The following is a 23,012-nucleotide window of genomic DNA, read 5'->3' as shown; positions in this document are numbered from 1 at the left end:
ATGACCGGACTTGCTTTTGAGCGAACCGGAACCGGACCGCCGCTGGTGCTGCTGCACGGCATCGGGTCGTCGCGCCGGGTGTGGTCTCCGGTGATCGACGCACTGGCTGAACACTTCGACGTCATCGCTGTCGACCTTCCCGGCTTCGGGGAGTCGCCGCCGCTGGACCCAGAGGTGGAACCGCATCCGGCCGCGCTCGCGGATGAGGTCGCCGGCTTTCTCGATGCCCTCGGCATCATTGCGCCGGCCGTCGCCGGGAACTCGCTCGGCGGGTGGGTCGCGCTCGAGTTGGCCGAGGTCCGGCCGACCGCCTCGCTCGTGCTGATCTCCCCGGCGGGCCTGTGGCCGTGGGGTACGCCGACGTACAACCGGCTCAGTCTGCGGGCGACGAGGTGGCTCGCGTACCACTGGGCCGAACCTGTGTCGCGGCTGGTGAACCACAAGTTCGGCCGTGCGCTCGTGATGCGCCAGGTCATCGGCCGGCCGTTCCGGATGAATCCCGAGCTGGCCCGGGAGATGGTGTGGGACATGGCGGCTGGTCCCGGATTCGACGCCACCCTCGAGGCCAGCCGCAATCGGCACTACCTGGCTCAGCCGGGTCCGGAGGTGCCGATCACGGTTGCCTTCGGCACGCGGGATCTCCTGCTCCGGCGTCGCTCACGCCACGTCGAGCAACTCCCGCTTGGCGCTCGGCTCGAGCTGTTGCCCGGCTGCGGCCACGTGCCGATGAGCGACGACCCGCGCGCCGTGGCCGACCTGATCATGGCCACGGCACGCCGGGTCCCGACGGTGGTCTAGAGCAGGTGGAGGTTGGCTGCGCGGGCGGTGGTCTGCACGGTCCCAGTGGGGTGGTGACGGAACAGGCGTCCGCCGTACCTGAACCACTCCACTTGGCCGGCCGTGCCGCGGACGAAGTTGGCGCGGGTGTGGGTCTGCGTGCCGTCCGGGTTCAGGGCGAGGACGTAGTCCTTGCGGTAGAAGGCGAGACGGAGCAAGGCCTGCCCACCCGCCCCTGCGACCAATGAGCCGTTGTCAGCGGTCACGTCGAGGGCCAGGTCCTCCGGCTTGCCGTCGAGACCGATCTGCTGCGAGACATACGTGCCTTCGTACTCCGCGAGCCGGCGCGGCGGCAGCTCACGCGGTACGGCGGGAAGGTTGTTGACGCCGGCGAACTCCTGCAAGGCCCAGTCGTCCGCGAACAACTCGGCCACCAGCAACGGACCGCTCTCGGAGTTCGTCAGCAGCGTGATGGCGAAGTCCCGCTGCGGTACGAACAGGAAGCCGGAGTGCTGACCGGACCAGTCGCCGCCGTGCTGCACGACCGTCGGACCCTGCGCAGTGGGACGCAGCATCCAGCTGACGCCCACACCGTTCAGCTCGACGAACAGCGTGCCGCCGGGACCTGGGTGTGACTGCATCGCCAACCGGCTGCGGTCGCTGAGCAGGTGGGGGAGACCGCGGTGCCCCAGGTGGTACCGCGCGTACCGCAGCTGGTCGCGGGCGCTCGAGATGAGTCCACCGATCGACTGCAGGCTGCGTGGAATCGCATCGAACGTCGGCTCAACCACCGCCTTGCCGTCCACGATGTTGTGCGAGGCGGCGACGCTGAATCCGCCCAGCTCGCTCCGGAAGAAGCGGCTGTGGTCGAGACCAAGCGGATCGACCACGAGCTCGCGCGCAGCCAGCTCGTACGGCTTGCCGGTCACTACCTCGATGATCCGGCCGGCCACTCCGAGCGAGGCGTTGTTGTACGCGAACACCTTCCCGAGCGCCGTCAGCTGCGGGACCTTCGCCATACCGGCGACGTACTTCGCCAGCGCGTCCTCGCCCTCGCCGTAGTCCTGAAGGTAGTCGCCCTGCCAGCCGGCGGTGTGGTTGAGCAGCTGGCGCACAGTGACCCGCGCGGCAACGGATGGGTCGGCCGTCTGGAAATCAGGCAGGTACGCGCGCACCGGCCGATCCAGACTGACCCGCCCGCGTTCGACGAGCCGCATGATCGCGGTCGCGGTGAACGTCTTGGTGGTCGAGCCGATCCGGAACACGGTGTCGCCGGACACCGGCTCGTTGGTGTCGACGCTGGTGACCCCGAAGCCGCGGACATACTCGCGACCGCGATGCCAGACGCCGAGACCGACACCGGGGATCGCGTACTTCGCCATCCCCGCCTCGATCTTGTCGGCCAGCCGCCCGATCGCGACCGGTTCACGCGTGGTTGTGGCGGTGGCTGATGCGGGCAGAGAAGACAGCGCGGCGACCGGCACAGCGGCAGCGGCGGACTTGAGCACGGTACGACGGGTGAGCGACACAGCACGTTCTCCTTGGGCGACGGGGAAATGCTTCCGTTCACGCTATTATTACCAAACTTGGTACCAATGGAGACCCGTGAGAACCCTGGAGCGACCCTGATGGACGAGTCATCCACTCCGGTGTCGGACCTGCTCCTGCACCCGATCCGCTGGCGGATCGTCCAGCGCGTCCTCGGCCGCGAGCTGACCACGACCGACCTCAAGCGCGACCTCCCCGACGTACCGAGTACGTCGCTGTACCGCCACGTCGCCGTACTGATCGACGCCGGGTTCCTGACCGTGGTCCGCGAGCGGAAGGTCCGCGGTACGACGGAACGCACGCTGAGCCTGGACCAGACCAAGGTCGGCCGGATCGACGAACGTGAGGCGCGCGCGATGACGCCGGAGCAGCACCGCCAGGCGTTCCTGATGATGCTCACCGGCCTGGCCGCGGACTTCGACCGCGCCGTCGAACGCGGCGACCTGGAGACCCGGCTGGCGCAGCTCGGCTACAGCCAACTCGCTGTGTACGTCGACGCCGCGGACCTGGACGCGATCCGCGAGGGCATCAACGCCGTCCTCGAGCCGCATCTGCAGGAGGCGCCCGGCAAGGATCGGGTTGTGCTGTCGCTGGTCGCGCTTCCCGACGTCTAGGAGCGGCGACGGAGGTAGGCGTGCTCGATCGCGGGCGGGGTGGCCGCGTAGTTGTCGGCCGGGTCGAGTTCGGTGCCTGGTGCAACGATCTCGTCAATCTGGTCGAGGACGTCGCCGGTCAGCTCGAGCTCGGCGGCCGGGAACAGGCTGTCGAGATGGTCCTGTGTACGCGGGCCGATCAGGACGGAGGTGACCGCCGGGTGCGCCCGGACGAACGCGATCGCGAGCTGGGGGAGCGTCACCCCGACCTCGGCGGCGAGCGCGGCGAGCTTGGTGACGGCCGCGGTCTTCGCCTGACCGGTCGGCGTACTCGGGTCGTAGCTGGACGGCCGCGTCGACGCCCGGTGCGACGACGCCTGGTTCGCCCGGCCGGAGAGCCAGCCGCCGTTGAGCGGCCCGAACGTCAGTACGCCGAGATTGTGCCGCTGAGCCACCGGGAACACCGACGCCTCCGGCCGGCGGGTCAGGATCGAGTACATGGTCTGCTCGGTGACGAACCGGTGGGTGCCGCGACGCTCCGCCGTCCACTGCGCCTCGACGATGGTCTCGGCCGGGAACATCGACGAACCGAACGCGAGGATCTTCCCCGCCTGGACCAGCTCCGTCAACGCGGACAACGTCTCGCCGGCATCGGTGTCGTGATCCGGACGGTGCAGCTGGTACAGGTCAAGGTGATCGGTGCCGAGCCGACGCAGGCTGTTCTCGACCGCCTGCCTGATCCAGCGGCGGGAGGCGCCGCGCTGGTTCGGGTCCGCGCCCATCGGCAGGCCGAACTTGCTCGCCAGTACGACGTCGTCGCGCCGGCCGCGGATCGCCGTACCGACGATCTCCTCGGACTCGCCGGCCGAGTAGACGTCGGCGGTGTCGATCAGGTTGATACCGGCGTCGAGGGCGCGGTGGATGATCCGGACCGAGTCTTCGTGGTCGGGGTTGCCCATCGCGCCGAACATCATCGCGCCGAGGGCGAGGTCGCTGACGGAAATGCCGGTGGCGCCGAGGATTCTGCGATTCATGCCTCCATCAGAGCACCGCGCGACGTCCGGGCGTGAGCCTCATCCTGGCACCGGCTTGCGCGATCCTGCCGAAGTCGCTCCACTGGAGAGGTGGACCTGCTCGACGAACTCCGGACCCTGATCATTCGGCACGCGGTCGGCCAACGTGGGACCAGCGTGCAGCTGATCGACGGGGTGCAGATCAGCCGGCGCGACGAACCGACCGAGCTGACCGCGGGCATCGCACAGCCGTCGGTCGCGATCGTTGCCTCAGGCGTCAAACTGACGCTGCTCAACGGCGTCCCCTACGAGTACGGCGTCGGCCAGTTCCTCGTCACCTCGCTGGATCTGCCAGTGGTCGGCCAGGCGTTGAAGGCCAGCGCGGACGAACCGTTCGCCGTGGTCAGCCTGCGACTCGACCCGGTCGAGATCGCGCCGCTGCTGCTCGACGCCCCGGAACGGAAGCCGCAGTACGCCGGTCTCGTGGTGAGCGACGCGACACCTGACTTGCTCGATCCCGTCGTACGGCTGTTGCGGATCGCGGACCGGCCCGACGACGTACGCGTGCTTGCGCCCGGGATCCGGCGGGAGATTCTCTGGCGGCTGCTGACCGGTGAACAGGGCGGACTGGTCCGGCAGATCGGTCTGGCCGACGGGATGCTCGCGCACATCTCGCGAGCGATCAGCTGGATCCGCAATCACCACAACGAGCCACTCCTGGTCGCAGACCTCGCCGACCTGGCCGGCATGAGCGCCTCGACCTTCCACCGCCACTTCCTGGCGGCGACCTCGATGACACCGATCCAGTTCCAGAAACAGATCCGTCTGCAGGAGGCCAGGATCCTGCTTCGCACCCAGTCCCTCACCGCGGCCGAAGTCGGCTTCCGGGTCGGTTACACCAGCGCGGCCCACTTCACGCGGACCTACCAGCAGGCGTTCGGCCGGACTCCGGGCGAGGATCGGACCGCCTGAGCAGCAGTTGGCCGACGTCGAGATAGCCGGACGCGAAGCCGGCTTCGCTGTACGCGAGGTAGAACTCCCAGGTACGCCGGAAGGTCTCATCGAACCCCTGCGCGCGGACGGCCGGCCAGTTCGCGATGAACTGCCGTCGCCAGCGGCGCAGGGTCTCGGCGTAGTCCGGACCGAAGCGAAGATCGGCCTGCACCGCCAGGGCGGTGTGGTGCGCCAGCGTCTCGTCGATCGCGGTCCGGGACGGGATCAGACCGCCCGGGAAGATGTACTTCTGGATCCAGCTGTACGAGTTCCGGGTCGCGAGCATCCGGTTGTGGTCCATCAGAATCGCCTGCAGTGCAACGGATCCGCCGGGCGCCAGCAGCCGGTCCAGGGTGCCGAAGTACTCGGGCCAGAACTCCTCGCCGACGGCCTCGATCATCTCCACGCTGACGATCGCGTCGTACGAGCCGGTCACCGCGCGGTAGTCCTGCAGCCGCAGGTCGACGCGATCACTCAGCCCGGCGTCGGCGACGCGTTCGCGGGCGAGCGTCAGCTGCTCCCTGGACAACGTGATGCCGGTGACGCGGGCGCCGCGGCGTGCGGCGGCGATGGCGAGCGTGCCCCAGCCGATACCGATCTCGAGCACGCGACTGCCACGCCGTACGCCGGCCAGGTCGAGGATGTGCTCGACCTTGCGGGTCTGTGCGTCCTCCAGTGAGTCCTCGGGGCTCTCGAACATGGCTGAGCTGTAGGACATCCCGGAGTCGAGGAACGCAGCGAACAAGCCGTTGCTGAGGTCGTAGTGCGCACTGATGTTGCTGCGGGCACCGTCTGGGGTGTTGCGCAACCGGTCGGGGACGCGCTGGTCGACGAGAGTGCGGAAGCGGACCAGCGGACGGGGGACCAGCTTGGTGAGGCGTTCAGCGAACGGAGTCAGCAGTTCGCCGAGGTCTGTCCCAGCTGCAGCAGACCAGTCACCTGCGGTGTAGGCCTCGCCGAGGCCGATCTTCGGGTTCTCCGCGAGCCGTTCGAACATCGAGTCCGGCCGGTCGAGCTGCAGGGTCGGAGCGTCGGGTCCACCGCAGCCGTGGACGGTTCCGTCCGGGTAGACCGCGCGGACCGGCACCCGATCGAGGATGCGGTCGACGATCGACCGCGCAGCTCGCCCACGCAGCGTCGGTGACCGCTTGACGACGGGGAGGCGCCGGGCCCACAACCACACCCCGTGCATCCGGATCAGCGCCGACACCCGCTGTGGCATCAGTGGCATTCGTACGGCGGCCGCGAGCACCGCTCGGCGGGTAGCGGGTCGCGGTACGCCGTCGAAGCTCGCGCCGAACACTCTGTGGTGGCCGCGTGACAGACTGACCTGGACCCGTACCCGGCTGCGATCGAGCTCGAACCGGAGCTGGTAGTCGCCCGACACGTCGTTGAACGGCGAGACGTAGAACTTCTTTGCCGTCTCGGCAGTGCCTTCCGCGTCCGGTGTGAGCAGGTAGGCGTGCCGCTCGCCGTACGTGTTGTGCACCTCGGCGACGACGTACGGGCTGTCGACGCACCAGAACACGGTGATCGGGTCGAAGACATGGCCGAGGACGCGGGCGTTGGCCAGCATCACGATCCGGCCGTCGTACTCGATGCCCTGCTCGGCCAGGTAGCGGCGTACTCCGGCCTTGATCGTCGGACCGTCGCCGCCCAGATGATCGCGTACGTCGAACCCGCCGAGCGGCCGCAGGTACCACGGCAGCCTGGGCAGGTCGTCGAGATCGACGAGCCACTGGTAGACCCGGTGCCGGAACGCGTGCCGGATCGGGATCGACCGCGCATGCCGGACGAAGCCGGTGACGACCGCCGGGAGGGTGGGGATCTCACCGACGATCGTCACCAGCGCACCCCGAAGGACTCCGCCGCCGCGACCCCGGCGCGGCAGCCGTCCTCATGGAAGCCCCAGCCGTGGTACGCCCCCGCGAACGCGATCCGGCCGGTGTTCAGCGCCGCCAGCTTGCTCTGCGCGGCGACCGCCTTCGGGGTGTAGATCGGGTGCTCGTACTCCATCCGCGCGATCACCTTCGCCGGATCGACGGCCCCGGAGTCGTTCAGCGTGACCAGGTACGTCTCGTCGGTCTCGAGGCCCTGCAGCCGGTTCATCCAGTACGTCGTGAGCGGTGCGTCGCCGCGGACGACGTAGTTCCAGCTGGCACGGGCGTTCTTCGTTGTCGGAAGCAACGACGAGTCGGTGTGCAGGACGGTCTCGTTGCGGCTGTACTCGAACTGGCCGAGCACCGTCTTCTCCGCCGGCATCGCATCCGTGAGCAGGTCGAGCGCTTGGTCCGCATGCGTCGCCAGCACGACCCGGTCGAAGTCCATCGTGTTGCCGTCGGCAACGGTCAAGGCGACGCCATCGGGATGGCGGTTGACGGTCCGGACCGGGAGAGCCGTCCGTACTGCGTCCAGCCGGCCGGCGAGCGCATCGACGTACTGCCGGGAGCCGCCGGTGACGGTCAGCCATTCCGGCGAGCCGCTGACCGAGAGCATGCCGTGGTGGTCCAGGAAGCGGAACAGATAGCGCGCCGGGTAGCTCAGCGCCGAGCCGCCGCCGCAGGACCAGACGCAGGAGACGACCGGGACGGCGTACAAACGGACGAAGGCCGGGCTGAAGCGCTCGGCCTCAAGGAACTCGCCGAAGGTCGCGAGATCGTCATCGCCGGTCCGCTCGATGTAGGCGGTCGCGCGGCGGTGGAAGCGGCGTACCTCGGTCAGCAGGCGGAGGAAGCGCGGATCCGACAGGCGGCGGCTCTGGGCGAAGACCCCGGTCAGCCCGCGGCCGCCGGCGAACTCCAGGCCGCTGGCCGGGTCGCTGATACTCATGCTCATCTCGGTCGGCCGAGTCAGGACACCCAGCTCTGCGAACAGGCGACGCAGCAGGGGATAGGTACGGGCGTTGTGCACGATGAAGCCGGTGTCGATCGCGAGCGGACGGCCGGCGGGGTCGGTGATGTCGTGGGTGTGGGCGTGCCCGCCCAGCCGCGGCTCGGCCTCGAACAGCGTCACGTCGTCCCTGGGGGTCAGTAGATATGCGGCGGTCAGCCCGGACACTCCGGCGCCGACCACCGCCACGGTCTCTCGCATCGGTGGTCCCTCACGTTTGTCTAAGGTCTGTCTAGAGACTAGGCAGATTAGCTTGACTTCGTCAAAGGTGTGTCTAGAGTTTGTATAGTGTCCCTGTGGAGACTTCGGTGCCGAGCGGTCTACGGATCGGCGCGTTGAGCAAACGCGCCGGTGTCAGTGAGCACGTCCTCCGTGCCTGGGAGACCAGGTACGGGCTGCTGACGCCGACGCGGTCGTCCGGCGGTTACCGGCTGTACTCCGAGAGCGACGTACGCCGTGTGCAACGCATGCGCGCGTTCCTCGCGCAGGGGCTGTCCGCGGCCGAGGCGGCTCGCGCAGTACTCGCAGAACGCTCGACCGTGGCTGCCGACCCGGCCTCCGTACGCAAGGCGGAGGCCGGGGGTGCAGCCGGTCTCAGATCGGCTTTGGACGACTTGGACGAGCGGGCGGCGCACCACGTGCTGGACGAGCTGTTCGGAGCGCTGACCATCGAGGCTGTCATCCGGGACGTGCTGATTCCTTACCTGCACGAGCTGGGTGACCGGTGGGACCGCGGTGAGGTGACTGTCGGACAGGAGCATTTCGCCAGCAACCTCATCCGGTCCCGGCTGGCGGGCCTGGCCCCTGGGTGGGGTGGGGGCCAGGGCCCGCGGGCATTGCTGGCCTGCCCGCCCGGTGAGCTCCACGACATCGCGCTGCTGTCGTTCGGACTGGTACTGCGCCGGTCCGGCTGGCGGGTGATCTACCTGGGCTCCGACTCGCCGATGGTCGATATCGAACACGCCGCCACGGTGCTGCAGCCGGATGTGGTGATGCTGTCGTCCTCTGATCCCCAGAAGTTCGAGCGAGTGCAGTCCGACCTGACTCAGCTGTCGCGCGACTGGTCCGTCGCTCTGGCTGGGCCTGGAGCGTCCAGTGAGCTCGCGGGCGCCGTCGGCGCGCAGTACGTCGACTCCGACCCGGTGACCGCCGCCGAGCAGTGGGCAGACCGATGACCCGCGTCCTCGTGACCGGAGCTACTGGCTACATCGGCGGTCGGCTGGTGCCGGAACTGCTTGCAGCCGGGTACGACGTCCGCGTCCTGGCCCGGAACCCGCAGCGGCTCGACACGCGTCCGTGGCGGTCCCGGATCGACGTGGTCGAGGGTGACGCGTCCGACCCGGTCGTGCTGACCAGAGCACTGGATTGCGTCGACGTCGCGTACTACCTGATCCACTCGATGGGGGCCGGTCGACGGTTCGAGGAGCGTGATCGGCGTACGGCGTTGGCGTTCGGTGCGGCCTGCCGCGAGTCCGGCGTCGGGCGGATCGTCTACCTGGGCGGTCTGCACCCGGACAACGAAGAGCTGTCGCCGCATCTCGGCTCTCGTCGTGAGGTGGGGGAGATCCTGCTCGCGAGCGGCGTACCGACGACGGTGCTGCAGGCGGCGGTGATCATCGGCTCGGGGTCCGCGTCGTTCGAGATGCTGCGCTATCTGACCGAGCGGTTGCCAGTGATGATCACGCCGCGCTGGCTGGATACGCGGATCCAGCCGATCGCGGTTCGCGACGTACTGCACTACCTCGTCGGGTCAGCCCGGATGCCGACCGACGTGAACCGCGGCTTCGACATCGGCGGGCCGGACGTGCTGACGTACCGCGCGATGATGCAGCGGTACGCCGCCGTGGCGGGCCTGCGTCCGCGCCGGATCCGGACGGTGCCGCTGCTGACGCCGAGACTGTCCAGTCACTGGGTCGGTCTGGTCACGCCGGTGCCGACCGGCATCGCACGGCCGCTGGTCGACAGCCTGGTGCACGAGGTGGTCTGCAAGGACCACGACATCGACAGGTACGTCGGGCCGCGTCGGAGCGGCGGGATCGGGTTCGACCGCGCCGTCGCGCTTGCACTGAAGAAGGTGCAGGACCTCGACGTGAGTACGTCGTGGGCGTCTGCCTCCACACCGGGTGCGCCGAGCGATCCGCTGCCGAGCGATCCGGACTGGTCTGGCGGCTCGCTGTACGTCGACGAACGCGACTATGCGGTCGACGCGCCACCGGAGCGGCTCTGGAAGGTCATCGAGGGCATCGGCGGTCACCGTGGCTGGTACTCGTGGCGCCTCGGCTGGTGGACCCGCGGACTGCTCGACCGGATCGTCGGCGGGCCCGGACTGCGGCGCGGGCGGTTGCATCCGGACACGTTGTCGGTCGGTGATCCGCTCGACTGGTGGCGGGTCGAGACGCTCGAGCGCGGCCGGCTGCTGCGGCTGCGGGCCGAGATGCGCCTGCCGGGTGAGGCCTGGCTCGAGCTGCGGGCGGGAACCGACGAGCACGGGCGCACGCTGTTCCGGCAGCGCGCGCTGTTCCATCCACGGGGTCTGCCGGGGGAGCTGTACTGGGCGGCCATCCGGCCGTTCCACGACGTCGTCTTCGGCGGCATGCAACGCAACATCGCGCACGCCGCCGAACGAGCCGAGGAGACCCGATGATCGTCATCGAACGCGAAGTAGCCGTTGCCGCCACCCCGGAACGAGTCTTCGACTACTTGGCCGATTTCACCACCACGGAGGAGTGGGACCCGGGTACGGTCCGGACCGAGTTGTTGCAGGGGGACGGCGGCATCGGTACGACGTACCGCAACACCTCGCGCTTCTCCGGTCGGGAGACCGAGCTGATCTACGAGGTGGTGGAGTACATCCGGCCGGACCGCATCGTCCTGCGGGGTGAGAACCGCACGGTCGTTGCTCACGACACCATGTCGTTCCGCATCGACGCGCACATCACCCGGGTCATCTATCGCGCGGAGTTCCAGCTCAAAGGTCTGGCCCGCTTGGCCGAACCGTTCTTCCGCAGGCCGTTCGACCGCCTCGGCGAGGAAGCCGAGCAAGGTCTGCGCGACGCGCTGGGGAAGTTGGCGGCATGAGCACGCTGGATACGCTCCTGGACCGGACTGTCATTCCGGGCTACAGCAAACTCGGCTACCTGTTCCGCAGCCGTGGTTGGCCGGACAACGACCCTGAACGCGGCGCCCTGCAAGGTAAGACCGTTGTGGTCACCGGTGCGCGCAGCGGACTCGGCAAAGCGACCGCATCCGGGCTGGCCGGGCTGGGCGCCACCGTGCGGCTGGTGGTGCGTGACGCGGCCAAGGCAGCGGACGCAGTGGCGGATCTGCGTGGTGAGGTCCCGGGCGCCACGTTCGTCGTCGACGAGTGCGACATCTCCGACCTGGACGCCGTACGCCGCTACGCCGGCCGACTGACCGAGCCGATCCACGCGCTCATCCACAACGCCGGCGTCATGCCACCGAAACGCACCGAGTCGCCCCAGGGCCACGAACTCACGCTGGCCACCCACGTCCTCGGCCCGCTACTCCTGACAGAGCTCCTGAAACCCCTGCTGCTGAACGGTCGCGTCATCCTCGTCGCGTCCGGAGGCATGTACACGCAGCAGCTGCCGACCGACGACCCGGAGTACCGCAACGGCACCTACCGGGGTGCGACCGCCTACGCCCGCTCCAAACGCATCCAGGTAGCCCTGACCCCACTCCTGGCCACCCACCTGGCCCCCACCTTCGTAGCCACCATGCACCCCGGCTGGTCCACCACACCGGGCCTGACCAGCTCACTCCCACTCTTCACCAAACTCACCAGCCCCCTCCTCCGCACCCCCGCCGAAGGAGCCGACACCACCATCTGGCTAACAGCAACAACCCACGCCCTACCCACCGGCCACTTCTGGCACGACCGAGACATCCGCCCCACCCACTACCTCACCCGAACCCAGGACACCGAAGCAGACCGCCTCAAGATGTGGTCCTACTGCCGAACAGCAGCCGGGCTCAGCGACTGACGAAGGCGACCACCGAGGGGGTCCGGGGGGCGAAGCCCCGCCGGGCGGGGACCGGGGGTTGCACCCCCGGAAAACACGGCGGCCGATCCGCGTGCGCGCTTTCTGCACACAAGGATCGGCCAGATCGGTCGCGCCCCCGGCAGGATTCGAACCTGCGCACCCGCCTCCGGAGGGCGGTGCTCTATCCCCTGAGCTACGGGGGCTCAGGAACGTGCAGAACAGTAGCAGGAAGTTCACCCGTTTCCCGAATTGGGGACCGTGTCGATCGTCGTACGGGGGACCCCTGAGTGGACCCTGGAACACCGGTGCGGCGGGATCGGATCGGGTACTGGCACCGTCATAGTGGTTGTAAAGGCTCAACGGTGGAAAGGAAAACGGTACTCATGGCAAGCTCTCTGGTCCGCCCGTCAAATGATCGCTGGATCGGCGGTGTCTGTTCCGGACTCGCTCGCCGGTTCGGTATCTCGTCCAACACGATGCGCCTGATCTTCGTGGTCAGTTGCCTCCTGCCCGGCCCGCAGTTCCTGATCTACATCGTGCTGTGGGTGCTGATGCCGTCGGAGCGCTGACCCTCCGACGGCGTACGCCGCGCCGCATGGCAACCTGCTCTGCATGAGAGCAGGCAGCTGGCGAACGGCCGTAACGGCGGCCGCCCTCCTGCTTACGAGCAGCGTGGTGGGCGGCTGCCAGGTCGGACCCGCCCAACCCGCTCCCGCCGTACTGCGGACCAGCGCGCCGCCCTGGGACGCCCCGCGGGACGCGGTCTCGTACATCGACAAGGCAGGCTTCGAACGCCTCCCACTCGACTTCTCCGGCCCCTCGCCGTACACCGTGACCATCGCAGTCACCGTCGACGGCAGACCGGTCGAGGTCCCGGCCGGCATCGGCATCGACAAACTCCGCGCCGAACAGGCCGCCGTCCATACCCACACTACCGACGGCCTGGTCTGGGTCGAATCCAAAACCACCTCCGACCACCCCACCCTCGCCCAGTTCTTCACCCTCTGGGGCCTCAAGTACAACGCCACCTGCCTCACCAACGCCTGCAAGAACCTGAAGATCACCGTCAACGGCCAACCCGCTGCCTGGGACACCCCGCTGACTCCGAAAGCGAAGGTTGCCATCACAGTGCGTCACTGAAGTGCAATCATTTCCGGCATCTCCTGCTAGCATCGGATGCAGAGGAGGTGGTCGATGATGGCAGCGATCACGGTGCGAAATCTGGATGATCACGTCAAGCAGCGGCTGCGGGTCCGAGCCGCACGGCACGGCCGGTCGATGGAGGCCGAGGTGCGAGCCATCCTCATCGATGCTGTCGGCGAGGACGAGCCCAAGAACCTTCTGATGGCACTGCACGAGCGGTTCGCCGAGCTCGGCGGCGTCGACCTCGACATTCCGCCGCGGAACAGCGCCCCGAGGATCGTGGAATTCGACTGATGATCGTGTTCGACACCAACGTCGTTTCAGAGCTGATGAAGGCGACGCCGGATGAAACGGTTCTGAGCTGGGCCTTGGCGCACAAGGAATACGGCATGTACACGACCGCAATCACTGTGGCCGAGATCCGGCTGGGGATCGAGCAGATGCCGGACGGCCGACGCAAAACGCGGATGGCGGAGGCCGCGGGCGAGGCCTTCACCGCGTTCTCCGCCACCGTCCTGCCGTTCGACGTGGTGGCAGCTGTGCTCTATCCGCAGGTGGTCGTCGGCCGGTTCAAAGCCGGGTTGCCGATCGACGACGCCGACGCGAAGATCGCCGCGATCTGCCGGATTGCGGATGCGACCTTGGCGACGCGGAACACCAAGGACTTCGCCGGGACGGGGATCCGGCTCGTCAACCCCTGGGAGTGACCCCGCGTACCGGGCTGTGGATAGCGAGTCAAGGGTTTGGGGGGTGGGCCATTAGGCTGAGGCGGTGACTCCGGAACAGCTCGCTGAGAAGATCCTGCAGGCCCTGGCCGCGCTCGCCGACGATGGTGCCATCACCGTCGAGGGTGGGCTGCCGCGCGAGCTGAAGGTCGAGCGGCCCAAGAACCCCGAGCACGGGGACTACGCCACCAACGTCGCGATGCAGCTCGGCAAGCGCGCCGGGATGAATCCGCGGCAGTTCGCCGAGCTGCTTGCCGCCCGGCTCCGGGACGACGACGCGATCACCGCGGTGGAGATCGCCGGGCCGGGGTTCATCAACCTCCGGGTCGCCGCCGATGCCCAGGGCAAGATCGCGCAGTCGATCCTCGACGCGGGTGCGCAGTACGGGACGAGCGACAGCCTCCAGGGCCGCACGGTCAACCTCGAGTTCATCTCGGCCAACCCGACCGGCCCGCTGCACCTCGGCCACACCCGCTGGGCCGCCGTCGGCGACGCGCTCGCCCGGGTGCTGTCCGCGGCCGGCGCGAGCGTCACCCGCGAGTTCTACATCAACGACCGCGGCGCCCAGATGGACAAGTTCGGCGCCAGCCTGAAGGCCGCGGCGCACGGCGAGCCGATCCCCGAGGACGGGTACCACGGGGAGTACATCCTCGACCTGGCCAAGCAGATCGTCGCCGAGGTGCCGGGGATCACCGAGCTGCCGGACGACGAGCAGCAGATCGCGTTCCGCGAGGCGGGGTACGAGCGCCAGCTCAAGGAGCAGCAGTCCCAGCTCGAGCATTTCCGGACGAAGTTCGACGTCTGGTTCTCCGAGCGCAGCCTGCACGAGCAGGACGGGGTCGGCCACGCGATCCAGAAGCTCCGCGAGCAGGGCCATCTGTACGACGCGGACGACGCGCTGTGGATGCGGACCACCGACTTCAGCGACGACAAGGACCGCGTGCTGATCCGCTCGAACGGCGAGCCGACGTACTTCGCCTCCGACGCGGCGTACTACGTGAACAAGCGCGAGCGCGGTTTCGAGACCTGTGTGTACATGCTCGGCGCCGACCACCACGGCTACGTGAACCGGCTGAAGGCGATCGCGGCCTGCGCCGGCGACGACCCCGAGCACAACATCGAGATCCTGATCGGCCAGCTGGTGAAGATCCTCAAGGGCGGCGAGGAGATGAAGCTGTCCAAGCGGGCCGGCACGATCGTCACGCTCGCCGAGCTGGTCGAGGAGGGCGGCGTCGACGCCCTGCGCTACACGCTCTGCCGCTACCCGACCGATTCCCCGCTGACCCTGGACATCGAGGAGATGACCCGCCAGGCCAGCGAGAACCCGGTGTACTACGTGCAGTACGCGCATGCCCGGCTGGCCTCGATCCTGCGCAACGCGGACGAGCTCGGCATCAAGCTGGACGAGTTCGACCCGGGCCTGCTCAGCCACGAGCGCGAGGGCGACCTGCTCCGCGCGCTGGCCGAGTTCCCGCGCATCGTCGCCACCGCCGCCGAGCTGCGCGAGCCGCACCGGATCGCGCGGTACCTGGAGGACACGGCGTCGGCGTTCCACAAGTTCTACGACAGCTGCCGCGTGCTGCCGCGCGGCGACGAGGAGGTCGAGCCGGTGCACAAGGCCCGCCTGACCCTGGTCTCCGCAACCCGGACCGTGATCGCCAACGGGCTCGACCTGCTCGGCGTCTCCGCACCGGAGCGGATGTGAGGGCGCACGAGGCGGGCGCGCTGCACGCCGACATCGGCCACAAGGCTCCGCCGTGGCTGCGCGCGCCGCGGGACCCCAACGACCTGGTTACTTCGCTGTGGTCGAACACCGCGAAGAAGAACGGTGACGGCGCGCTCGAGGTCGGCGGTGTCGACCTGCGCGACCTGGTCGCCGAGCACGGCAGCCCGGCGTACGTGCTGGACGAGGACGATTTCCGGGCCCGGGCGCGCGCGTTCAAGCACGCCTTCAAGGATTTCGACGTCTACTACGCGGGCAAGGCCTTTCTCAGTACGACGATCGTCCGCTGGGTGATGGAAGAGGGCCTGAACCTCGACATCTGCAGCGGGGGCGAGCTCGCGGTCGCGCTCCGGGCCGGTGCCGACCCGAAGCGGTTGGGGTTCCACGGCAACAACAAGTCCGAGTCCGAGCTGGCCCGCGCGCTGGATGCCGGCGTCGGGCGGATCATCGTCGACTCGCAGTACGAGATCTCCCGGCTGATCGAGCTGGCGGGGGAGCGCAAGGTCGTCGCGCCGGTGATGATCCGGGTGACCGCGGGCGTCGAGGCGCACACCCACGAGTACATCGCGACCGCGCACGAAGACCAGAAGTTCGGCTTCTCGATCACCTCCGGTGCGGCCTTCGAAGCCGTTGCCCGGGTCAACGAAGCGCCGGAGCTCGAGCTGCTCGGCCTGCACTCGCACATCGGTTCGCAGATCTTCGACTCGTCCGGGTTCGAGGTCGCCGCGAAGCGCGTGATCGCCTTGCACGCAAGGGTTTCCGAGGAGCTCGGCGTCGACATGCCGGAGCTCGACCTCGGCGGCGGATTCGGGATCGCCTACACCACCCAGGACGACCCGTCCGACCCGGCGCAGCTCGCAACCGAGATGGGCAAGATCGTCGAGCACGAGTGCCGCGCGTTCGAGGTCGACGTACCCAAGGTGTCGATCGAGCCAGGGCGCGCGATCGTCGGCCCGGCGATGTGCACGGTGTACTCGGTCGGCACGGTCAAGGAGGTCGAGCTCGACGCCGGCGCCGCGCGGACATACGTGTCGGTCGACGGCGGGATGAGCGACAACATCCGCGCCGCGCTGTACGACGCCGACTACTCCTGCACGCTCGCCAATCGGTACTCCGACACCGAGCCGACCCTCGCCCGCGTGGTCGGGAAGCACTGCGAGGCCGGCGACATCGTCGTGAAGGACGAGTTCCTGCCGGCCGACGTGCAGCCCGGCGACCTGATCGCGGTGCCGGGGACGGGCGCGTACTGCCGGTCGATGGCGAGCAACTACAACCACGTGCCGCGGCCACCGGTGATCGCGGTCAAGGACGGTCGAACGCGGGTCGTCGTACGCCGTGAGACCGAAGACGACCTGCTGCGCCTTGATATGGGGGCCGAATGAACGACAACAAACCGCTCAAGGTGGGCCTGCTCGGTTGCGGAGTGGTCGGCACCGAGGTGGTGCGGATCCTGACCGAGCAGGCGGACCATCTCGCGGCCCGGGTCGGCGCGCGCCTGGAGATCGCAGGCATCGCCGTACGTCGTCCCGGCCGCGCGCGTGACATCGCGGTCGACCCCGAACTGATCACCACCGACGCGCAGGCGCTGGTGTCGCGCGGCGACCTGGATCTGGTGATCGAGGTGATCGGCGGCCTCGAGCCCGCTCGCAGCCTGATCCTGACCGCGCTCGAGCACGGCGCCTCGGTCGTCACGGCCAACAAGGCGCTGCTCGCCGAGGACGGCCCGACGCTGTTCGCCGCCGCCGAGAAGTACCAGCGCGACCTGTACTTCGAGGCCGCGGTCGCCGGCGCGATCCCGATCCTGCGGCCACTGCGCGAGTCGCTCGCCGGTGACGACGTGATCCGGGTGATGGGCATCGTCAACGGCACCACGAACTACATCCTCGACAAGATGGACACCACCGGCGCCGGTTTCGACGAGGCGCTCGAGGAGGCCCAGGCGCTCGGGTACGCCGAGGCCGACCCGACCGCGGACATCGAGGGATTCGACGCGGCCGCGAAGGCAGCACTCCTTGCCAGCCTGGCGTTCCACACCCGCGTGTCGATCGCCGACGTACACCGCGAGGGCATCACCGAGGTGAGCGCGACCGATATCGCGTCGGCCCGCGAGATGGGCTGCGTGGTGAAGTCGCTGGCGATCTGCGAGCTCGACGAGACGACCGACTCGGTCAGCGCACGGGTGTATCCGGCGATGATCCCGGTCACCCATCCGTTGGCCAGTGTTCGGGACGCGTACAACGCGGTTTTCGTGGAAAGCAAGGCAGCCGGGCGGCTGATGTTCTATGGTCGTGGTGCCGGCGGCGCCCCGACGGCCAGTGCAGTCCTCGGGGATCTGGTGTCCGCCGCGCGCAACCGGCTCAAGGGCGTGCCGGGTGTCGGCGAGTCGTCGTACACCCAGCGGGCCGTGCGGCCGATGGGCGACGCGATGACCCGCTACCACGTGTCGCTGGACGTGGCCGACAAGGCCGGTGTGCTGGCGGCGGTGGCCCAGGCCTTCGCGGAGCACGACGTGTCGATCCAGACCGTCCGCCAGGAAGGCCGGGGCAGTGACGCGGAGCTGGTGGTGGTCACGCACACCGCGACCGACGCCGCGTTGTCCGCGACCGTGGAGGCCTTGCGCGACATGGACATCGTTCGGGAAGTCAGCAGTGTGATGCGGGTGGAAGGCGAGTAGAACTATGGCTCACCAGTGGCAGGGCGTGATCGAGGAATACCGAGACCGGCTTCCCGTGTCCGCGGACACGCCGGTCGTCACGCTCGGCGAGGGCGGTACGCCGCTGGTGGCCGCGCAGTGGCTGAGCGAGCAGACCGGCTGCGAGGTCTGGCTGAAGGTCGAGGGCAACAATCCGACCGGCTCGTTCAAGGACCGCGGCATGACCGTGGCGATCTCGCTCGCCGCACAGGCCGGCGACAAGGCGGTCGTCTGCGCCTCGACCGGTAACACGTCGGCCTCGGCCGCGGCGTACGCCGTTCGGGCCGGGATGGTCCCGCTGGTGCTGATCCCGGCCGGCCGGATCGCCAAGGGCAAGCTCGCCCAGGCGGTCGTGCACGGCGCCAAGCTCGTGCAGATCGACGGCGGGTTCGACGACTGCCTGCGGATCGTCCGTGAACTGGGCAAGCACTACCCGGTCGCCCTGGTGAACTCGGTCAACCCGGTCCGCCTGGAAGGGCAGAAGACCGCGGCGTTCGAGGTGTGCGACGCGCTCGGCGACGCTCCCGATCTGCACCTGCTTCCGGTCGGCAACGCGGGCAACATCGCGGCCTACTGGAAGGGCTACCAGGAGTACGCGAAGGACAAGCTGGCTTCGAAGACCCCGCAGATGTGGGGTTTCCAGGCCGAGGGCGCGGCGCCGATCGTGCGCGGCGCGATCGTGGAGAAGCCGGAGACCGCGGCCACCGCGATCCGGGTCGGGAACCCGGCGTCCTGGACGCTGGCCGAGGCTGCGCGGGACGAGTCCGGCGGCCGGATCGAGATCGTCACCGACGAGCAGATCCTGAGCGCGCAGCGTGAGCTCGCCGCACGTGAAGGCGTGTTCGTGGAGCCTGCTTCCGCGGCCGGAGTCGCCGGTCTGCTGCACGCGAAGGCCCAGGGCTGGCTGCCGGGCGGCTCGACCGTGGTGATCACGGTGACCGGCCACGGCCTCAAGGACATCGACACGGCGCTCGATCACGCGACCGTCGACGAGTCACCGGTCACCCCGGCCGACACCGACGCCGTCGCCCGCGTCGCCGGACTCGCCTGAGGTCAGGGCGGTGGAGAGCAAGGTGGACGACGCGACGGGATCCGCGGAGCGGTCGGAGGCGAAGGCCGGCCGGCGACCGTGTGACCAGGTCCGGGTGCGGGTGCCCGCGACGAGTGCCAACCTCGGGCCGGGCTTCGACGCGTTCGGGCTCGCGCTGACGCTGTACGACGACCTGATCGTCACCCCGTGCGCGTCCGGGGTGACCGTTCAGGTGAGCGGCTGCGGCGAAGGCGAAGTACCGCTGGACGAGACGCATCTTGTGGTGCGGTCGATCCGGGCCGGGCTCGAGGCGTTGGGTGCATCGGTGCCCGGGTTCACGTTGCGGTGCGAGAACCGGATCCCGCACGGTCGCGGGCTCGGTTCGTCGTCGGCAGCGATCGTCGGGGGGCTCGCGGCGGCGTACGCGCTGGCCGGTGAGCCGGTCGATCGCGAGCGTCTCGTCGTACTGGCGAACGAGCTCGAAGGGCATCCGGACAACGTCGCCGCAGCAGCCCTTGGTGGGTTCACGATCGCTTGGACGGAAGGCGAAACCGGCCGCGCAGTTCGGTTGGAACCGGCGGACGGGTTGGCTGCCGTTGCCTATGTACCGGACAACCGCGTGCTGACCAAAGAGGCGCGCGGTCTGCTGCCAGGCGTTGTTTCCCACACCGACGCCGCCGCGAACGCAGGCAAGGCCGCACTGCTCGTCGCCGCGATGACCGGCCGGCTGGAACTGCTGCTGACCGCGACCGAGGACCGGTTGCACCAGGAGTACCGCGAGCCGGCCATGCCCGAGAGCCTCGCGCTGGTGCACAAACTGCGTGGCAGCGGTCTGGCCGCGATCGTCAGCGGAGCCGGCCCGACGGTCGCCGTACTCGGCGGTCACGCCAGCAAAAGCGCAGGTCAGAGCGTCTTCTTCCGGAGTACGCCGGAGCCGCCGGACGGCTGGACGAAGTACGAGCTGGGCATTGAACCAGTCGGCGTACAGGTCTGGTCCATGGAAGCCGGCTGAGGCGGGGAATCCTGAGCCGCTGACACGCGTTGTACGTACCGAGTCAACCGGACGACCCGTAGTGGTGCTAGTCTCGACTCACCCGATCCCCTCCAGGTGATCGGTGAACTCTCGTCACGATCCGGGCTGTGCTCCCGGCACCCTGTGTTGTGTGGCGACCCTCCTGTGGATGTGACCTTGCGCCGCCTGCGTCGGAGAAGTCCGGGGGGACTCAGATCGAGCGAGAGCCTCTTGTACCCCGCGTGCCCGTTGTGCGGCCGTGGGTGGAATGAAATTGGTCGATGAGCCGTATCGGCATCGACGATCCGTGTGGGAAGGACCTCACGTGACAGAAACTGTAGAAGCCTCCAGCGCAGGAGACGCCGCGGCGACCACCGCGCCGCGTCGCCGGAAAGCTGGCGGCGGCCTCGAGGGCATGCTGCTCCCCGAGCTCAAGCAGCTCGCCGGGACGCTCGGAATCAAGGGCACCGGCGCACTGCGCAAGGGCCAGCTGATCGAGGCGATCAAGGCCGCTCAGGCCGGCGGTTCCACCGCCGGGGGCGGCTCGACCGGTGGCTCCCGGGCGAAGGCGACCCAGCCGACCCTGGACGAGGCCGCCGAGTCATCTGCGCCCGCGGCGAAGACCGCCGAGGCGCCGGCCAAGCGCGAGGGCGGCAGTCGCCGGACCCGCGCCGCGGCCCAGAAGGACACCCCGAAGGACGAGCCGGCGCAGAACGGCGCCGCCCCTGAGGTGACTGCCGCCGCCACTGCCACGGCTCCGGCCGAGGCGTCGGCCGCTGCGCCGCACGCCGGCACCGCCGCCCAGAACGGCGCCGCCGAGCGGGTCGAGACCCGTGGCGACGACCGCGCCGACGATCGCACGGACGACCGTGCCGACGAGCGCGGTGACGGCCAGGCCCGCAACCGGGACCGTGGCCGCGACAACAACCGGGACAACCGCGACGGCAACCAGGGTCGCGAGCAGAACCGGGACCGCAACCGCGACAACCAGAGCCGCGACGGTCAGCGTGATGGCCAGCGCGACGGTCAGCGTGACGGTCAGCGTGACGGTCAGCGTGACGGTCAGGGCAACCGCGACGGCAACCGTGATGGCGGCCGCGACGGCAACCGGGACCGCAACCGCGACAACCAGAACCGGGACACGAACCGCGACGGTCAGGGTGACCAGCGGAACCGCCAGGACCAGAACGACCGCGGCGAGGAAGGCGACGGACGCCGTCGTCGCCGCCGGGGTCGCGACCGTGAGCGCAACCGCGACGGCCAGCCCACCAACCGCGACAGCGGTCGGGACGGCGGTCGTGACACCGGCCGCGACAGCAACCGCAACCGTGGTCGCGGCGAGCGGTTCGACGCCGAGCCGACGATCAGCGAGGACGACGTCCTGGTCCCGGCCGCGGGCATCCTCGACGTACTCGACAACTACGCGTTCGTCCGGACCAGCGGCTACCTGCCCGGCCCGAACGACGTGTACGTCGCGCTCTCGATGGTGAAGCGCTACGGCCTGCGCAAGGGCGACGCGATCACCGGTGCGGTGAAGCAGCCGCAGGAGGGTGAGCGCAAGGAGAAGTTCAACCCGCTGGTCCGGATCGACACCGTCAACGGCGCCGACCCGGAGATCGCCAAGCAGCGGCAAGACTTCAACAAGCTCACCCCGCTGTACGCGACCGAGCGGCTCCGGCTGGAGACCGAGCCGGGAATCCTCACCACCCGGATCGTCGACATCGTCAGCCCGATCGGCAAGGGTCAGCGCGGCCTGATCGTCTCGCCGCCGAAGGCCGGTAAGACGATGGTGCTGCAGGCGCTCGCGAACGCGATCACCACGAACAACCCCGAAGTGCACCTGATGGTCGTGCTGGTGGACGAGCGGCCCGAAGAGGTCACCGACATGCAGCGCACGGTCAAGGGCGAGGTCATCGCCTCGACGTTCGACCGGCCGGCCGACGACCACACCACGGTCGCGGAGCTGGCGATCGAGCGGGCCAAGCGGCTGGTCGAGCTCGGCCACGACGTCGTCGTACTGCTCGACTCGATCACCCGGCTGGGCCGTGCGTACAACATCGCGGCACCCGCCAGCGGCCGGATCCTGTCCGGTGGTGTGGACTCGTCCGCGCTGTACCCGCCGAAGCGGTTCTTCGGTGCGGCCCGCAACATCGAGGACGGCGGCTCGCTGACCATCCTCGCGACCGCGCTGATCGAGACCGGCTCGAAGATGGACGAGGTGATCTTCGAGGAGTTCAAGGGCACCGGCAACATGGAGCTCCGGCTGCGCCGCGAGTTCGCCGACCGGCGGATCTTCCCGGCCATCGACGTCGTCGCCTCCGGCACCCGCCGCGAGGAGCTGCTGATGTCGAAGGACGAGACCCAGGTGGTCTGGAAGCTGCGTCGGGTGCTGTCCGCACTCGACGGCCAGGCGGCGCTGGAACTGCTGATCGGCAAGCTCAAGGAGAGCAAGTCGAACATCGAGTTCCTGCTCCAGGTCAACAAGACCACCCCGTCAACTGGTACGTCGCACAGCACGACCAACGGCGACTGACCAGAGCTGATCGACCCTCGATTACCAGTTTGCCGTCCGCGGATGGCAAACTGGTACGTCGGTTCCGGTTCACGTTCACGCCCGTGTGGACGACCCGGGGCGCTTGATACTTCCTAGGAGACTTGTTGTGAAGGCTGACATTCACCCGACGTACGTCGAGACCACGGTGACGTGCACCTGTGGCGCCACGTTCCAGACCCGCTCCACCGCGGAGAACGGCGTGATCCACGCCGACGTCTGCTCGCAGTGCCACCCGTTCTACACCGGCAAGCAGAAGATCCTCGACACCGGCGGCCGGGTCGCCCGCTTCGAGAAGCGGTACGCCAAGAAGTAGCTT

22 protein-coding genes and 1 tRNA gene are annotated in these 23,012 nt (G+C 68.7%); 18 read left to right on the top strand and 5 right to left on the bottom strand.

The genetic code is table 11. The annotated features are described in order from the left end of the window. The gene (locus ACFWUU_RS36675; RefSeq protein ID WP_380182752.1) at nucleotides 1-798 is read left to right on the top strand and encodes an alpha/beta fold hydrolase; all 798 of its coding nucleotides are present in this window, start codon (nucleotides 1-3) and stop codon (nucleotides 796-798) included. On the opposite strand, the gene ACFWUU_RS36670 is transcribed toward ACFWUU_RS36675, so the two are convergent. After that, nucleotides 795-2,306 carry a serine hydrolase domain-containing protein gene (locus ACFWUU_RS36670; protein WP_380182750.1) on the bottom strand — a complete coding sequence of 504 codons (1,512 nt, stop codon included), beginning with the start codon at nucleotides 2,304-2,306 and terminating at the stop codon, nucleotides 795-797. The two genes, ACFWUU_RS36675 and ACFWUU_RS36670, sit on opposite strands and share 4 nt — an antisense overlap. A gap of 66 nt (nucleotides 2,307-2,372) precedes the next feature. On the opposite strand from ACFWUU_RS36670, the gene ACFWUU_RS36665 reads away from it, so the two are divergent. After that, entirely contained in the window at nucleotides 2,373-2,939 is a 567-nt protein-coding gene (locus ACFWUU_RS36665; protein WP_380182748.1) for a helix-turn-helix domain-containing protein, read from the top strand. Here the strand turns inward: ACFWUU_RS36665 and ACFWUU_RS36660 are convergent. After that, entirely contained in the window at nucleotides 2,936-3,952 is a 1,017-nt protein-coding gene (locus ACFWUU_RS36660; protein WP_380182747.1) for an aldo/keto reductase, read from the bottom strand. The two genes, ACFWUU_RS36665 and ACFWUU_RS36660, sit on opposite strands and share 4 nt — an antisense overlap. A gap of 90 nt (nucleotides 3,953-4,042) precedes the next feature. Here ACFWUU_RS36660 and ACFWUU_RS36655 point away from each other — a divergent pair, with 90 nt between their 5' ends. Continuing rightward, nucleotides 4,043-4,903, top strand: coding sequence for an AraC family transcriptional regulator N-terminal domain-containing protein (locus ACFWUU_RS36655; RefSeq protein ID WP_380182745.1), 861 nt, complete (start codon nucleotides 4,043-4,045; stop codon nucleotides 4,901-4,903). On the opposite strand, the gene ACFWUU_RS36650 is transcribed toward ACFWUU_RS36655, so the two are convergent. Together ACFWUU_RS36650 and ACFWUU_RS36645 are read right to left on the bottom strand one after the other, a co-directional pair. After that, on the bottom strand, nucleotides 4,845-6,770 hold the full coding sequence (locus ACFWUU_RS36650; RefSeq protein WP_380182742.1) for a DUF1365 family protein: 1,926 nt from the start codon (nucleotides 6,768-6,770) through the stop codon (nucleotides 4,845-4,847). The two genes, ACFWUU_RS36655 and ACFWUU_RS36650, sit on opposite strands and share 59 nt — an antisense overlap. Beyond that, complete coding sequence (locus ACFWUU_RS36645; protein WP_380182739.1) at nucleotides 6,767-8,014, bottom strand: NAD(P)/FAD-dependent oxidoreductase; 1,248 nt, start codon at nucleotides 8,012-8,014, stop codon at nucleotides 6,767-6,769. The genes ACFWUU_RS36650 and ACFWUU_RS36645 overlap by 4 nt, the downstream gene beginning before the upstream one ends. Before the next feature lie 95 nt (nucleotides 8,015-8,109). Between ACFWUU_RS36645 and ACFWUU_RS36640 the strand changes: the two genes are divergently transcribed. From ACFWUU_RS36640 to ACFWUU_RS36625, 4 genes are read left to right on the top strand one after another with little or no spacing between them, the layout of a single operon-like run. Next, nucleotides 8,110-8,988, top strand: a complete 879-nt coding sequence (locus ACFWUU_RS36640) for a MerR family transcriptional regulator (protein ID WP_380182737.1) — start codon at nucleotides 8,110-8,112, stop codon at nucleotides 8,986-8,988. Further along, nucleotides 8,985-10,457 (top strand): SDR family oxidoreductase, encoded by a 1,473-nt coding sequence (locus ACFWUU_RS36635; RefSeq protein ID WP_380182735.1) that lies wholly within the window; start codon nucleotides 8,985-8,987, stop codon nucleotides 10,455-10,457. Before ACFWUU_RS36640 ends, ACFWUU_RS36635 begins: the two co-directional genes overlap by 4 nt. Further along, nucleotides 10,454-10,891, top strand: a complete 438-nt coding sequence (locus tag ACFWUU_RS36630; RefSeq protein ID WP_380182733.1) for an SRPBCC family protein — start codon at nucleotides 10,454-10,456, stop codon at nucleotides 10,889-10,891. The genes ACFWUU_RS36635 and ACFWUU_RS36630 overlap by 4 nt, the downstream gene beginning before the upstream one ends. Then, nucleotides 10,888-11,817, top strand: coding sequence for an SDR family NAD(P)-dependent oxidoreductase (locus tag ACFWUU_RS36625; RefSeq protein ID WP_380182731.1), 930 nt, complete (start codon nucleotides 10,888-10,890; stop codon nucleotides 11,815-11,817). The genes ACFWUU_RS36630 and ACFWUU_RS36625 overlap by 4 nt, the downstream gene beginning before the upstream one ends. A 131-nt stretch (nucleotides 11,818-11,948) precedes the next feature. Here ACFWUU_RS36625 and ACFWUU_RS36620 read toward each other — a convergent pair. Continuing rightward, nucleotides 11,949-12,020, bottom strand: a tRNA-Arg gene (locus ACFWUU_RS36620). Between the two features lie 180 nt (nucleotides 12,021-12,200). Between ACFWUU_RS36620 and ACFWUU_RS36615 the strand changes: the two genes are divergently transcribed. From ACFWUU_RS36615 to rpmE, 11 genes are all read left to right on the top strand, one after another. Further along, nucleotides 12,201-12,386, top strand: coding sequence for a PspC domain-containing protein (locus ACFWUU_RS36615; protein WP_130448604.1), 186 nt, complete (start codon nucleotides 12,201-12,203; stop codon nucleotides 12,384-12,386). Between the two features lie 43 nt (nucleotides 12,387-12,429). Beyond that, nucleotides 12,430-12,957: a hypothetical protein gene (locus ACFWUU_RS36610; protein ID WP_380182729.1), complete on the top strand. Its 528-nt coding sequence runs from the start codon at nucleotides 12,430-12,432 to the stop codon at nucleotides 12,955-12,957. 54 nt (nucleotides 12,958-13,011) lie between these two features. Further along, nucleotides 13,012-13,254 (top strand): plasmid stabilization protein, encoded by a 243-nt coding sequence (locus ACFWUU_RS36605; protein ID WP_233715220.1) that lies wholly within the window; start codon nucleotides 13,012-13,014, stop codon nucleotides 13,252-13,254. Then, nucleotides 13,254-13,667: a type II toxin-antitoxin system VapC family toxin gene (locus ACFWUU_RS36600; RefSeq protein ID WP_380182727.1), complete on the top strand. Its 414-nt coding sequence runs from the start codon at nucleotides 13,254-13,256 to the stop codon at nucleotides 13,665-13,667. Before ACFWUU_RS36605 ends, ACFWUU_RS36600 begins: the two co-directional genes overlap by 1 nt. 64 nt (nucleotides 13,668-13,731) lie before the next feature. Beyond that, nucleotides 13,732-15,390 carry an arginine--tRNA ligase gene (gene argS / locus ACFWUU_RS36595; RefSeq protein WP_380182725.1) on the top strand — a complete coding sequence of 553 codons (1,659 nt, stop codon included), beginning with the start codon at nucleotides 13,732-13,734 and terminating at the stop codon, nucleotides 15,388-15,390. After that, nucleotides 15,387-16,790: a diaminopimelate decarboxylase gene (gene lysA, locus ACFWUU_RS36590; protein WP_380182723.1), complete on the top strand. Its 1,404-nt coding sequence runs from the start codon at nucleotides 15,387-15,389 to the stop codon at nucleotides 16,788-16,790. The genes argS and lysA overlap by 4 nt, the downstream gene beginning before the upstream one ends. Next, nucleotides 16,787-18,082, top strand: coding sequence for a homoserine dehydrogenase (locus tag ACFWUU_RS36585; protein WP_137259519.1), 1,296 nt, complete (start codon nucleotides 16,787-16,789; stop codon nucleotides 18,080-18,082). Before lysA ends, ACFWUU_RS36585 begins: the two co-directional genes overlap by 4 nt. 4 nt (nucleotides 18,083-18,086) lie before the next feature. Next, a complete protein-coding gene (gene thrC / locus ACFWUU_RS36580; protein WP_137259518.1) occupies nucleotides 18,087-19,151 on the top strand; it encodes a threonine synthase in 1,065 nt (354 codons plus the stop codon). Between the two features lie 10 nt (nucleotides 19,152-19,161). Continuing rightward, complete coding sequence (gene thrB, locus ACFWUU_RS36575) at nucleotides 19,162-20,142, top strand: homoserine kinase (protein ID WP_380182721.1); 981 nt, start codon at nucleotides 19,162-19,164, stop codon at nucleotides 20,140-20,142. Nucleotides 20,143-20,467: 325 nt separating this feature from the next. After that, nucleotides 20,468-22,675, top strand: a complete 2,208-nt coding sequence (gene rho / locus ACFWUU_RS36570) for a transcription termination factor Rho (RefSeq protein ID WP_380182719.1) — start codon at nucleotides 20,468-20,470, stop codon at nucleotides 22,673-22,675. A 127-nt stretch (nucleotides 22,676-22,802) separates the two neighbouring features. Next, nucleotides 22,803-23,009 (top strand): 50S ribosomal protein L31, encoded by a 207-nt coding sequence (rpmE, locus tag ACFWUU_RS36565; RefSeq protein WP_137259516.1) that lies wholly within the window; start codon nucleotides 22,803-22,805, stop codon nucleotides 23,007-23,009. Nucleotides 23,010-23,012 lie beyond the last annotated feature (3 nt).

Source organism: Kribbella sp. NPDC058693 (assembly GCF_042715335.1).
GTDB lineage: Bacteria > Actinomycetota > Actinomycetes > Propionibacteriales > Kribbellaceae > Kribbella > Kribbella jiaozuonensis.
Note: the sequence above shows the minus strand (reverse complement) of the source record. Positions and strands in the feature narration are given on the sequence as shown.